This window comes from Pseudanabaena biceps PCC 7429 (assembly GCF_000332215.1).
GTDB lineage: Bacteria > Cyanobacteriota > Cyanobacteriia > Pseudanabaenales > Pseudanabaenaceae > Pseudanabaena > Pseudanabaena biceps.
Window position 1 is genome coordinate 1 of the sequence record NZ_ALWB01000160.1, and the last position, 13,544, is coordinate 13,544.

At 35.7% G+C, this 13,544-nt stretch carries 14 protein-coding genes; 1 reads left to right on the forward strand and 13 read right to left on the reverse strand.

Annotated features, from left to right (window positions below):
* Nucleotides 1-66: 66 nt before the first annotated feature.
* The 12 genes from PSE7429_RS16235 to PSE7429_RS16290 form a co-directional block, all read right to left on the reverse strand.
* The gene (locus tag PSE7429_RS16235) at nt 67-1,293 is read right to left on the reverse strand and encodes a glycosyltransferase (protein WP_009628356.1); all 1,227 of its coding nucleotides are present in this window, start codon (nt 1,291-1,293) and stop codon (nt 67-69) included.
* Between the two features lie 4 nt (nt 1,294-1,297).
* The gene (locus PSE7429_RS16240) at nt 1,298-2,353 is read right to left on the reverse strand and encodes a glycosyltransferase family protein (RefSeq protein ID WP_009628357.1); all 1,056 of its coding nucleotides are present in this window, start codon (nt 2,351-2,353) and stop codon (nt 1,298-1,300) included.
* A 14-nt stretch (nt 2,354-2,367) separates the two neighbouring features.
* On the reverse strand, nt 2,368-3,585 hold the full coding sequence (locus tag PSE7429_RS16245) for a glycosyltransferase (protein ID WP_009628358.1): 1,218 nt from the start codon (nt 3,583-3,585) through the stop codon (nt 2,368-2,370).
* Between the two features lie 22 nt (nt 3,586-3,607).
* Entirely contained in the window at nt 3,608-4,261 is a 654-nt protein-coding gene (locus tag PSE7429_RS23800) for an FkbM family methyltransferase (RefSeq protein WP_158467647.1), read from the reverse strand.
* 111 nt (nt 4,262-4,372) lie between these two features.
* Nucleotides 4,373-5,080 (reverse strand): methyltransferase domain-containing protein, encoded by a 708-nt coding sequence (locus PSE7429_RS16255; RefSeq protein ID WP_009628360.1) that lies wholly within the window; start codon nt 5,078-5,080, stop codon nt 4,373-4,375.
* A 17-nt stretch (nt 5,081-5,097) separates the two neighbouring features.
* Complete coding sequence (locus PSE7429_RS16260; protein WP_009628361.1) at nt 5,098-6,210, reverse strand: glycosyltransferase family 61 protein; 1,113 nt, start codon at nt 6,208-6,210, stop codon at nt 5,098-5,100.
* Nucleotides 6,207-7,433 (reverse strand): glycosyltransferase family 4 protein, encoded by a 1,227-nt coding sequence (locus PSE7429_RS16265; RefSeq protein ID WP_009628362.1) that lies wholly within the window; start codon nt 7,431-7,433, stop codon nt 6,207-6,209. The genes PSE7429_RS16260 and PSE7429_RS16265 overlap by 4 nt, the downstream gene beginning before the upstream one ends.
* Nucleotides 7,430-8,296, reverse strand: a complete 867-nt coding sequence (locus PSE7429_RS16270) for a class I SAM-dependent methyltransferase (RefSeq protein WP_009628363.1) — start codon at nt 8,294-8,296, stop codon at nt 7,430-7,432. The genes PSE7429_RS16265 and PSE7429_RS16270 overlap by 4 nt, the downstream gene beginning before the upstream one ends.
* Nucleotides 8,297-8,477: 181 nt before the next feature.
* Complete coding sequence (locus PSE7429_RS16275; RefSeq protein ID WP_009628364.1) at nt 8,478-9,446, reverse strand: hypothetical protein; 969 nt, start codon at nt 9,444-9,446, stop codon at nt 8,478-8,480.
* Nucleotides 9,447-9,587: 141 nt separating this feature from the next.
* Complete coding sequence (locus PSE7429_RS16280) at nt 9,588-10,439, reverse strand: alpha-1,2-fucosyltransferase (RefSeq protein ID WP_009628365.1); 852 nt, start codon at nt 10,437-10,439, stop codon at nt 9,588-9,590.
* An 8-nt stretch (nt 10,440-10,447) separates the two neighbouring features.
* On the reverse strand, nt 10,448-11,317 hold the full coding sequence (locus tag PSE7429_RS16285) for an FkbM family methyltransferase (RefSeq protein ID WP_009628366.1): 870 nt from the start codon (nt 11,315-11,317) through the stop codon (nt 10,448-10,450).
* Nucleotides 11,317-12,138: a putative sugar O-methyltransferase gene (locus tag PSE7429_RS16290; RefSeq protein WP_009628367.1), complete on the reverse strand. Its 822-nt coding sequence runs from the start codon at nt 12,136-12,138 to the stop codon at nt 11,317-11,319. The genes PSE7429_RS16285 and PSE7429_RS16290 overlap by 1 nt, the downstream gene beginning before the upstream one ends.
* A gap of 444 nt (nt 12,139-12,582) precedes the next feature.
* Between PSE7429_RS16290 and PSE7429_RS16295 the strand changes: the two genes are divergently transcribed.
* On the forward strand, nt 12,583-13,233 hold the full coding sequence (locus PSE7429_RS16295; RefSeq protein WP_009628368.1) for a ferritin-like domain-containing protein: 651 nt from the start codon (nt 12,583-12,585) through the stop codon (nt 13,231-13,233).
* Nucleotides 13,234-13,348: 115 nt separating this feature from the next.
* Here the strand turns inward: PSE7429_RS16295 and PSE7429_RS27265 are convergent.
* Nucleotides 13,349-13,544 (reverse strand): hypothetical protein (locus PSE7429_RS27265; protein WP_233424370.1); only part of this gene is annotated, 196 nt, incomplete at its 5' end.

A 13,544-nucleotide genomic window follows, 5' to 3' on the forward strand; every position in this document is an offset into this window, starting at 1 on the left:
TTGCTACGCAAACCCTTTCTCAAAGCCCGTTTCAAATTATCCCGAACTGACGTTACTTATACAAAATTAGCGACTGAAATTACCTTTTTTGTAACGCCAAGAGCTATAAATGTTCCATGCTAGAGGATAGTTTTTAGCAAATCTATATACAATTCCTTGTCTATCTCTTTCAAAAAGTAAGGCTTGTTTAACGGCATCTTTCTTTCTTGAAATATCTACCGTTGAGGTTTCAAAAATGCCATTTATAAGATCGTATCGATCCATCCAATTGAATCTCTGCTCAGCATGAAAGCGCGTTAAACGCTTGAGGTCAGCAATACAACTAAAGTTTTCTATATAACTATCGAGAATGGCAGTTAAGCTATTAATCTCTGGAGAACATTGCGGCCAATAATAACCATCTTTCCGACTCCATAAACGGTCGATTCTAACCGCTCGACCAGTTTCTTCAATCATAAATTCATTCATCGGAGGATGATCACAGGTAATTAGAGGTAATCCACAAGCTTGGGATTCGATTGATGGCAATCCCAGCCCTTCTAATCTTGAAGCATTAACGTATACGTCCCCTAAATGATATAGTCCTGGTGCAGAGACAGTTTTATTAATGATTTTGAGCAGGTCTTTCTGTTCTAATGCTTGGATAATATCTTTCTGTTCGGGTATTTCCCTAATTAAGTCTACTTGACTGTGAATAATTAATTTAGAGGAATTAGAAATATTATTAAAAGCTTGAATAATAAAATCCGTTCCTTTTCTTTGGGGAGAATAGCCACAAGAATGAAAAAAAACAATTTTTCTAGAATCAACAGGTTTAAAATTTTGTGGTTTAAATAGGTCGATATCCGTTCCCCAAGGGACATAAAAAACTTGAGGATGCCAACTAAAAGCAGCATAATGTCTTTGTGTATTACAAATTAAAAAGTCATAAGCAGCAAAAAAAGGGATAGTTTCTTCCGTATAGTAATCAATATAAGCGCCCGTTTTTATTCCTAAATGAAGACACCAATCTAATGGCTCCCACCATTGCTGTTCGTTGAAGAAAACAATATCAATTTTTTTTTGTTTAATCCAAGCTTCAAAATCTAAGCGATCGATCGCTGTAGGCACGGGTAAGTTGCTATATTTACCCCAAGTGATATTACTGTCATCCCAAAACGGATCTCCTTTTAGATGTTTACCTGATCGCGCATATACAAAAACCTTATTCTTCTGATTCAAAATTTGACGATACTGACGGGAAACATATCCAGCCCCCCTTTCAAACCACATCGTTACAATGCCAATATTCACGAAGTTAATCTCCAGCTTTTTTACTAATTAACTTGATTTTATAAAACAAAATTTGTTTGATTATACTTAGATGCTTCCATAGGATTTCTAAGGTTAGATCCCTAATCTTACCATATAATTCATAATGGTGGGTATATTGTAAAATACTTCTTTTTAAAGGATCTGTACTGTCAAATAAAAGACTATTACCTCTCTCAATAACTTGTCTAATTTGTTCTGCCCGATCTCCAAAAGTATGAAAAGCTATAACTTCCTCATATCCTAGTCTCGCAATTCTCTCTCTTTCTAGGGAATGCTTTAAATAATATCTTATTTGATTCTTTAAATCATCCAGATCTCTTGCTTCTACTAAGTGGAGATTATTTGTAAATGGACTTTCAGAAGAAAGCTTTTCAGTCAATAAAAAACCTTGGCAAGCAAGAGTTTCATAAACTCTAGTCTCAGTGTCTAAGAAGTTTTCTCCATGGATATTTAAAACGATTTTAGCGCGATTGATCATGCTAACCATATCTATGCCAAAAGCATTGGAAGTTACAATTGAAAACTCTTTTTGTAAATCACCAATAATCTTTTTGCGTCTGGGTAATAATGTGCCAACAAAAAGGATATTAATATCTTTCTTGAGATTTAGGATCGTGCGATGAAATTCGGGATCGATGGCACTCTGAAATAGACTCATTTGAGAATGGGCAAGCCATCCTCGATCTGCGACCCATTTCATACAAGGCAAAGATCTAAAAAAAACATGCTCGAATATCCCTGATTTGAGTAAATAATGTTGATTGACGTTACGGGATACCAGTTCCGTAAATAATAGAAATTTGGGTCGCTGAATAGATTTTAAAATACTTAAAGGGATTAAATAACCACAACCACGTTCTAAAAGTACTGCATCAAAGTTTTCATCGATCTCAAGAAGAGCTTTAGACAAAGCATAGGCATTTTTTTGGTAATCAAGACAAATTGTTTCAATATTAATTTTGGTTAAGGATTTATGTAAAAAAGTTTCAAATCCCCAACCTGCATTGGTTTCTATTTTATTGATGTAGAGTATTTTCATGTGATTGTCAGGTATTAAATTAACATTTTGGTGCTTTTTTGAATTGCTAAGTTAAATCTCTCTTCAGAGTAATCCATTAAAAATAGCTCATACTTAACCTTATCAACTTCAAAATGATTGATAAGATTAATAATCGATTCAGAGATTTGCTCGACTTTTTCAGGCACTATGGATTGCCAATTATAAGCATTAATTATTTTCTGCATAATATAGCCACTGCCCACAATTACAGGCTTCTTAAGTTTTATACATTTAGCTAGTATGTTACTACTATGGGAATGGTTTAAGTACTGAAGGTAAATCACATCTGAAATCTCTAGGAGTTGATTAAATTCCTCTTCTTTTTCAATGTAGTAATCAAATCTAATATAAGAGTTATTGAATAGGTTTGATGCGAGTTCATTGATTCTTTTTAATTCTTCTTCAGTATAGTTAGGAGGATTTAAATGACCAATGACGAGAATAAAATATTTATTAGGATTTAGTTTTTGAACTGATTGCAAAAATAGTTCTAAATTCCTTTTGGGAAGTAAAGAGCCAGTGATGGAAATAATTTTGCGGTTATTAGCTAAAACTTTGATGCGATCGGCAATTTTAGAGCTGGGATTGACAGCTACATCAACTATCTCTGGCAGCAAGAAAAATTTGTCTTGTTGAAATCGGAGCCTAAAAAACCTCGTATAAACTGGATGAAGTAAAAGTACACCTTTACAAGAAGGGAGTGAAAACAGTTGTTCTGCGAGAAACCTTTGCCGACTTTTTCTTTTTCCCCATGATATTTGGGCTTGAAACGATGGCTGAATATAAAGGGCTAGCCACTGTGTCGGTAACAGTAATTTGGCAAACCAGCTAGGAACAGAAGGAATGGCTGAATCAGCATGGGTAAAAAAAATAGGTGTCTGTTGCCCAATTTGTTTTAATAGGTTTTTGGTATATAGCAGACTGACAATCGAGGCGTACTGAACATATGTATTTGGGTATAATTTCAAACAAATACTATCAATAAAAGATAATATTTTAAAGATAGACTTATCTATTAACGAAAGATTTGAATCTAATACTTGGCAGTTTTGCAGGTTTAATTCTCGTATCCATTTATTGAGATTTACATTATCTTCGCATGAAGCATAAACATAAAAACCTTGCTGTAGGAGAGCTAATAAAACTTTTTGAAAGTAGATCCTATGATGACCTTTCCAAGTAGAAATATCAATTAATAGAATTAGCTTCATTTGTTTTATACATAGATTATGGCTACCATTGCAAGTCTTTTGATGCAAAAATTTTATTTCCATCAGTCATTGCGACTAGATGATATCCCCGCGCAAAAAGAAATTCTTGAATAGCATTTGGGTAGGGTTCACTATGAACCTCAACAGAAATTACTTTAGGTGAATACTTAGAAAAATCTAAGCCCATAAGAACGTTTAAATCATGCCCTTCGCAGTCTATATTTAGATAGTGAATTTCCTGATTAGCAAAGGGGGAAGATTCTATCACATCAGTTAATAAAGAAGTTGTAATGATTTCCTCCTGTAGAGGCTGCTCCCCAATAATAGAATTTGTTTCTAAAGATGCTAGATCGATGATTCTATTGGTTGCTCGACCTGAATATCTAAGTAGCTTGAGTTCCTGTTCTGAATCTGATAAAGCAGCCAAAACATTGTAATCATTTGGTCTATATCTGTTAAGTTTATCTATTTTATCTTGGTCTATATCTATATTTATTCCTTTATAGCCTTTTTTATTAAGAAGTAAGGTATTGGAGATTGTTATAGGATCGAAAGCGCCGCAGTCTACGTAGATACCTTTTTGGGGATCTAATTTACGTAAAAAACGGATGACAAGTAAATCTTCACCAAACTGAGAGAATGAAATATTTGCATTGCATTGTTCCTCAAAAGACAAATTAATTTCATTGTAATTCCCAAAAGACGACGGAAATATTTTTGATTTGATGCGCTTTAAGAAATGCCTCAAGGTCTGAAATTTTGAATTTACATTTAGTATCATAACCGTTTATTTTTTTGCTAATGCCCAAACGCTTGCAGGATATAACTCTTCATTTTTAAGACTATGCCAATACTTAATATAATATTCACAAATACCATCTTTAGCATGAGAAAGTAAACATTGCCGATTACCCCAAGAACCAGTTTGAATATTTTCGAGAGGAAATCCACATTCAGCTAAAAAATATTTTAATCCTGTTTCTGTCCATCGCGTACAATCAACTGGACAGTGATGTATCCTAATTAAAAAAGGGACTGTAATCAAAAAGTAACCTTCTGGTTTCACCATATCATATACGTTATTTCCAGCGCGATAGGGCCATAGTAGATGTTCAAAAACCTGTTCGGCTATAATTAAATCAAATTTTTCTTCTAGTTTTTGACTGCAAATATCTAAATCTGGATAACTCAGGCTTTTATAAGAGCGGAAAGGAAACTTCTGCCATTCTTTCCCAGATATTTCTAAAACATCTAACTCCGCAGGATTGATATTTTCAATTAGTATGGTAGTTTCGCGATTCATGACAATTCTTATCCACTGTTCGCATTCATTACCAGTACGCCAATAGATATTGTAGGCATAGCTAATAATCTGTCTCCAGCCTTTAAAAATCTTTTCTTGTAAAGAGGTTTCACTATCCAAAAATATTTTACGCCAAGCGGTTATTTCCCTGTTGATTGCTTTAGATAGACTTGTTTCTAATGTTAATCTCATTGCTAATCACCACAAAATTAATTTGATAGTAAAATCTGTTGTAACATTCTCTCAAACTTAATTGGTTCTAGAGTGTATGAGTCTCTAGAGCCGATTTGACATCGATAGACATAATGATTAAAGCCTAAACATTGGGAAATGACGAAATAACAGGTGGAAATATGATGGGGTGGAAAGATCTCTAATATATCTAAACATCCACTATTACGATAGATAATATTGGCAAATGCTGCACCATGCTCGCCTACAATATATCTTGCATTGGCAAATATTTCGATTTGTTCTTGTAGAGATAGTTTACTGCAATCGATACATTCAAAGCCTAATTCAAGGCATATTCTAACTACTTCTTCACGATTAGTAAGATTCCTTTGATTGCTAGAAGTACGTATAAGAAATATTTTTCTATTTTGCTTTTTGTGGATTTTCGTAATATTTAAAAGCTTGAGATTTCTTTCGATTCCTTGAGGAGTTAGCTCATGGGCTCTAATGGTAATCAAATTGTTTATTCTTATATATTCTTTGTCTTGGACAATCCAATGGAGATGTTTAAGTTTTGCCTGTTGAATTGCACTTTGAAAATAGGAGGTGTTGTAGAGCTTTTTGCTGACGATTATGGGGTGATTGAGCAATAAATTTAGATCTAATAATAATCCTAGCTTAGGTAAAATGTCATTGTAAAAATGAAAGTAGTTGTTGTCTCCCCATGGATGACGGAGAGAAATAGCTTCTTGAAAATTCAATGTGGATTGATTTATTTTATATATTGCCATGGGTAGATATGGTAGCGGTACCTCATTTCCTTCAGGTAAGGCATAGCATTCTTCAACAATTTTATTACCTCTGGCGATTACTCCACCCATGAGCGGTTCTATAATTACAGGTTCTTGGATTTCGATGACAAATTCTTGATGGCGATAAGGACTATAGTTTGTTAGCTCGTAACTTAGTTGTTTTGTCAGCAATTCATCATTTGGGAAAATAAACTTTTTTGAAGTATCTTTCTTAGAAAAATCAATATTTAAATAGTGAATTAAATGCTTTAAGTGTGAATAGTTTATTCTTCCCCACCCGAGGCTTCGGAGCTTTATTTTTAATTGAAATGGAATTGCTTGAATAATCTTTTTCATAGAAGAATTTGTTGATACAATTCTGTATATCTATCAGATTGTAGGTGCAGAGGATATTCTTCAACAGCGATCGCGCGACAGTTTTTGCTCATATTTAGCCTTAGATTGTCATCCTCTAACAATTTAACAATTCCATGTCCGAAATCCTCAGTATTTTCTGGGGTTGCTAAATATCCTGAGATTGAAGGTCTCACTATATCCCTTACGCCACCAATATCGAACGAAACCATTGGCGTACCGCAGGACATACTCTCTTGTAGCACCAGCGGTAAGTTATCGGCACGAGTGGGCAAGATAAATAGATCCGCTGCACTGTAAGCAATAGACTTCAAGCGATCGCTATTAATATAGCCCAAGCTAATTATTGGCATACCCAATTCTGACCTAAAAGCTTCATTGCTATTACCAAAAGTAAGAAGCACTATGTTTGATTTCAGGGATGGGGGTAATTGTTTTAGAGCCTTTAGTAATAAATCTCCTCCTTTGCGATGATCTTTAAGGCTAGTTACTCCAAATAGAAGCACTTTTTTATCCTGAGGAATATCTAGTACGGCTTTGCACAATTGCCGATCTAAAGGTCGGTAGGCATCTGTATCAATACCATAGGGAATGTGGTGAATGGGAAATCGACCGAGCATACTTGCTTGAGCCTGTTCGGTTAGCCAATGGCTCGGCGCAACTATGACTAAGTTTGATTTACTATAAACCCAATTTTTGAGTTTCCATTCAAGGTTGGTATTGTCACGATAAATAGATGGATAGATATTTGGATAGGGGCATTTGCCACAGCCAGATTTCCAGCGATCGCAATCATAGCTATAGGCACAATGTCCCGTAAATCCCCACATATCATGTAGGGTAAAAACGGTTGGCTTATTTTGGGTAATTTTGCTAATCGCTAAATAATTAAACCAACTATTTGCTCCGTGAAGATTATGAAAGTTTAAAATATCGGCTTCTTGATAAAAGGGATGATTGGGAATATCAAATGTGCTCAAGATATTGATATAAAGTAAACCCAATCTGCCATTAAAGCGAAATAACTGTTTGTTTAAATGGATATTCTGGTGGATTATATCTACTCTAGGATCGGAAATTAAGGACTCACCAACCAGTAACTTAGAACTCACTCCTTCTTTTGCTAGTAAACTTTGATGCAGGCGATACGCAGCTATAGCCGCTCCACCACCAATATCAGATTGATTAATATGTAGAATATTCATAGGGATGGCTTGATCGCTTCCATATATAGGGAGTCTGGTTTGTAAATCGAACCATCAGGTTCAGTATCTAAATTAAAGCTCGTCCAGTTGGATATATAGCTTTCATGCGCAGTTCTCTTTATTATTTTTTCTAACCCAATTTCTTGTAACAGTTTAGATAACGAATAGCGATCGTACATCCATTGATGAACTTCTCCACTTTGCCTAAACTGACCAATGCTCAATGCTTCTAACTCTATAGGTTTAAGAATCAGTTTAAGTAAGGCTTGATGGCGATATTCAGGATATCGCAATAGACGATAAAGATGCTTTACTAGCTTTTTTATGGAGCTTTCATCAACGACTATTTTTTGAGAATCCGTTTTTTGAGAATCTGTTTTTTGAGAAGCCAATATAATGCGTTTAAATTCAGAGCCACAACGTTTAATGATAAATTCCTGATTAGGGATATCTTTCCTAGAAAGAAAATTAATCATTTCTCCTCCAGTTTGATTTCTTACCGTTTGATCATACATTTCTAGCAAAATCCATTCATAATTTTGTTCTTGTTCCAGAAAGTTGTTACTAGTATTGTCTAGGCAATTGATATACAATCTCGTAATTTGTTCAAGATCTGGTACGACCACGCGCAATACTCCTTGATGGCGTAAGACTCGATAGCACTCTTTAGTAAATGCTTTGGCTTCGTTTTTTGATAGATGTTCTAACAGATGAGAATGATAAACTATGTCAAATGATTCATCTGCATAGGGAATTCCTTTTTTTAAATCATAGGGAATAACATTTTCATCTGTAGATGAGAAATTAATATTTGTCCAAGATGGATGAAATCGTTTGCCACAACCCAGATTAAGATATTTCATTTCATTTTTGAAAGCGCATATATAAACTTTGTATAGTAAGTGGGCTTAATTAAATATAAAACCCTAAAACCTGCGGCGCAAGCTGCGCTTGCGCCGCAGGTTTTAGATCTGGATTTTAATGATGCCCAGCTACATAGTCAACACATAGTCAACACATAGTCAAAAAGTTTTTACAATTATATTAAATTGCCTTTTTGATAGCGAATAAAGATTTGAATTTACTTCCTAAATGTCGGATCTTACTTTTTGTTTTACCGATAAAGCTATTTTGCTTTCTAGCTATTTCTTTTATAGCTTTTCCGCCAAATACATGATCGAAAGTATAACAATCTGCTTCTACATGTCTAACCACAAAAGGGGGATGGCGGATTATCTCAATATCAGCAATTTCCATATTAGCAAGATAGCTCTCCATATAAGTATGGGTGGCATCTTTACCAAACCCGATATTTGATATCAAATTAACATTTGGTAGTATAGTTAATCCTGCTTGTGACCAGCAAGAAAAAATCCACATATAGTCCCAAATATCTTTGGGTTGCTCTGACCACATCCGCTCAAAAATTCTTAACCAATATTGCTGTTCGTACTCATCACTAAAGACTTGTTTGTGTAGTCCCGAATTTGTGAATTCTAGCCAGTTCTCTAAGTGTAAGTCACAATGTTTCCAAGCTCTTCGCCATGTTGCCCATCCCCAGCTATGGGGATATTTTGAGAAGTAATAACTGTAGGGAGTTCTCTTATTTCCGTCTTGAAAATTACTACCACTAATGGTCATAACCCGTTGATCATCACGATAATATTTAAGAAGGGTTTCGCAGTATTGGAAAAATGAAAGATGCGGGAGACAATCGTCTTCTAAAATTATTGCCTCGTCTACATACTCAAATGCCCAATTTATGCCTGAATAAATGCGATCGCGACATCCTAAATTGATGTCTGAGTAATTGCGTGAAACTTCACAATTCCAGTCAATTTTCTCTGTTATTTCCCTAGTTCTTTGACATAAGATTTCTTCGTTTTCATTACGGAAACCATCTGCAACTATGAATAACCTAGTGGGCTGAGCTTGACGAATAATATCAAATACTCTCGCAGTTAAATCTGGGCGACGAAATATAAAGAATACGACAGCACTGGAACAGGGCATAAATTATTTAAAATAATTTTACGGGAAACTAAAATTGCATTTATTAAGTAGCTTGGCATAACTAAAACCCAGAATCAAAACCTGTAGCGCACGCTGCGCGTGCGCTACAGGTTTTGGGGTTTTATATTTAATTAAGCCCAGTTACTTATATACATCTATGTAATCTAAAAAACTAGATTCAATAAAACTAGGAAACCAAGAGTTTAAGCGATGATCTATCCAATACTTTGGGGCTAAAAAAAATGAATCAGGCTGTCTCATTCTTACTAAGTATGCAGCCCACCAAGCAAAACTGCTTGCGGACAGGATCCCACCTTTACATTGAGTCATTACAGCAAAATCCTCAATGCTCGATCCATAGGAAATATAGGCATTTTCTAAATCTCCAAATACATCTTTGACATAAAAAGGATCGTCTGAGACGAACACAAAAAATGGATCACGAATTTTAGCACAAATTATATTAATACAATTTTGATAATAGGATGCTGGTAAGACTGCGGGGTGTGACTTTGTTCTCCATGCTAGATAATCTCCCCTGCGAATATGAACAAATATAGGCGTTCTTCCTTGAGTTAAGTTCAATAATAATTGTTGGGCAAAAGATAATAATTCGGGTTTTAATTTCAATATGTCGATAGTTTCTCTCTGAAAAAATAATTCACTTTGAAAGTAGGCTTTTTCCGCGAAGAAAATTTTTTTGGATATTCCAAAATTCAATATTATTTCTGGGCATTCATTAGATTCTTTGATTGTAGTAACAATTTTTTTCTGAGCTAAGAATGACATGAATCTATAGATTCGGTAATAAATAGCCCTTTCCCATCTAGGACTATTACCATTGATTATTTTGGCTTTTATTCCTGTAAAAACTGATTGAAGTTCGCTAAATCCTAGTAGTATGAGTTCGTCTTCAGATCTGCATAATTGCCGAAGTGCGGCGTACTGAAATATCTGATTACCCAATCGACCTGATTGCTGAAAAATTAGCATCGTAAATGTCAAGAGAAATATCGTTTTATTTTATTTAATATCCTTGCCAATATATTTATATTTATATTTGTATTTAATTGGGTAGAAGTATTGTTTGCATTAGTAGAGACGAATTTAGATGTAATTCTATCTAAATCGAGTTTGCTCAGAATGCGATCGCGGCTAGCAATTATATTTCCATAGTTAGCATATTCTGGGAATATTTCATCAAAAGAATGAAGGCTGAATAAATTATAAACTTTTGCAGAGAATTCAGGAGCGGAATCAATTAAAATTATTTCCTTATAATCTAGGGACTTCAAAATTTCTAAACATTTAAGAGTACTGCTATAAATATTAGGAGTCCATCCACCTTGCTTGCTAGATTTTAGATCGCCTCCCCCATACTCAAACATTAAAACTAATGGCAATAGGGTATAAGGAATATCTAATAACTGATTAATCACATCAATTTCAGTCCCTTCAATATCTATTTTCATGCAAGTTATTTTGTTTACTATTTCTTGCTTGAGAAGGGTAGGTAAAGTCATCGACATAACCTGTTTAGATTTATTCTCAATTCCCCACCAATCCGAACGAGTTGAGCAAAGATTTGTGTTTTCAGAGCCTTTCCAAGTGCCCATATAAATGCTGACCATTCCATCTGTCTCAGTGATACAGCTTTCCCATAATTTGATTCCCTCGCGATCGCAAATTTGTTTTAGTTCGTCATTTGGGACTGGCTCCACAGCGATCGAAGTAAACCCTAGCTGTTTGAAAAGCAAACAGTAGAAAGCAAATGTGCCTACCCCAATATCGATGGTTAACCCCGATCTGTCGTTATCAACTTCAGGAAGAATATGACTTAGTAAAGCGAAACAGCACTCTTCAACATGCATTATATTTGGCTCTTAGCAATTTTTTCCATCCCCCAAACTATTAATTCAATACCGCAAGCCCTATCTAGTTGACTCAGAGGATGCTCGTTCTTAAATAATACTACGCCATCAATCCTTTGCTTAAAGTCTTGCCCAGACATCTGACTGCTATCCCAAGTGTGGCTGGCAAAATTACAGAGTAAATAGCCTCGTTTAGATTTTTGGATAACTTTTTCCATATATACATCTTGAATTTCCCGTTTGATCTCGCTAAAGGCATAGTTACTAATTACTAAATCATACTCATTGTCATGACTTAAATCTTCTTCAGTTAGGTATTCTACGTTAGGGACTGAAAGGTCATTTAAAAATCTTTTGCTAAGCTGTAAGCATGGTTGCAGATCGATCAATGTATAGGAATTGACGCGATAAAAATCAGAAATTATTTTGCAAAGTCCACCATATCCACCACCGATTTCCACAATGCGTTTGCCATTTAAGTCACCGAAAAAATGTAGCAAATCGCTTAAAACATTAATGTATCTTAAGGTTGTGGGAGAGAAACTATACTTAGGAGAAAAGAAACTATGTTTGTAGGGAAAAGTGTTTGGAGAACCGACTTTTTCGCTAGATACAAAATTTGGAAGGTAATTTGCTAATTCGCTTTGTTTGGAAAGAGCAATCTGTAGATAATCTTTCCCAGCTTGTTTGGATACAGTTTCCACAATTCTTGTATAGACTGGATGCCTTCTGAAACTGTTATAGATAAAATCGTTATTAGCTGCTTGAAAACAGAAATCTGGATATTCTCCGTCGTCCGAGCAACTGCTTCTGCATTCCATAGTTTCGATTTCACTCACTATAAACTAATATCAATAAATCAATATATTATACCAAGTTAAGAAATGGCTACGCCATTTCTTAACTTAAAAACTCTTATTACATTTGGTTTTTAATTCATGAAAGTGTTATCACACTTTCATGAATTGGTATTAAACTTGTACAATGAACTAATACCAATTTCCAAAATGGCAGCGCAATTTTGGAAATCTCAAAACCTTACTGAGTTTGTTTTTTAATTCACTGAAGTGTTGGCTCACTTCAGTGAATTGGTATAACTACTTCAGCATAATTAAAATCCAGATCTAAAACCTGCGGCGCACGCGCAGCGTGCGCCGCAGGTTTTAGGGTTTTATATTTAATTAAGCCCACTTACTTAGAGAATGTCAAATTGCGATCGCTGATAATCACAACCAATTCTTAAACTATATTATCTGGTGAAAACCATGTCTAGAACAGAAAGATCTTCTCGTTCCGCTTCGCGTCGTCAATTAATCAAAGCAGGGCTATTTGGAGCCATGGGTGTGGCAGCTAGTGCGGCAGTGGTGCCTGCGGTGATTGCGCAACCTAAAAATGATGATGTCGCTAATGACATTAAGGTTCTCAACAATGCATTATTTTACGAGCATCAAGCAATTTGGGCCTATGGCTTTGCCGCAGGTAAACTCACCGATAGCGCTGTGGGGAAAGCAGTTTTGGCGATCGCCCTAGCCAATCAAGCCGATCATAAAGCCCATCGCGATTTATTAGCCAGCGTCGTTCGACAACTCGGTGGGATGCCCGTAATGTCTAAGACCGAATATCTCAAAACCGTTACGCCTTACATCGAAAGAGGAGAGGGGAATCTGGATTCCGATGTGAATATTGCCAAGTTGGCGCTTTCGTTAGAAGTAGATGCCGCGATCGCGTATGGACGAGAAGTTGCTAAGCTCAAAAATCCCGATCTCATTACCGCAGGAGCGAGCATTGGTTCCACCGAAGCTTCTCACGCTACGGTGATTCGCGCCGCATTCCAATCCTTGGGCGTTAGCCTGAACGTAGTTCCAGCCGCCTTTGTCAGCAAAGATACTCGCGATGCTTGGATTATCAAAGTTTAATTACTTTGCCTAAGAGCCGTATATCTCACGGCTCTTAGATCTCTGCGTAATCTTCGTAACCCCTGTTATACCTTACTTTTCACGGGATCTTTAAAAGGCAGACCAGAAGAGACTTTCAGATAAAGGGTGCAGATGGGGTTAAAGTAGTAAAATCAAGCAAAAGCAGGGAAGAAAATGATGAACTGGTGGGACAAGAATTTTGCAAGTTGTGAATTAGGAGATGAGAGACTAAGCAACCGAGGGTACTCAATCGGACAAAAAAATAAGTCAAGGATTCGGGAAAGCGTTGTCCGAGATATTTAAGAGTGGCT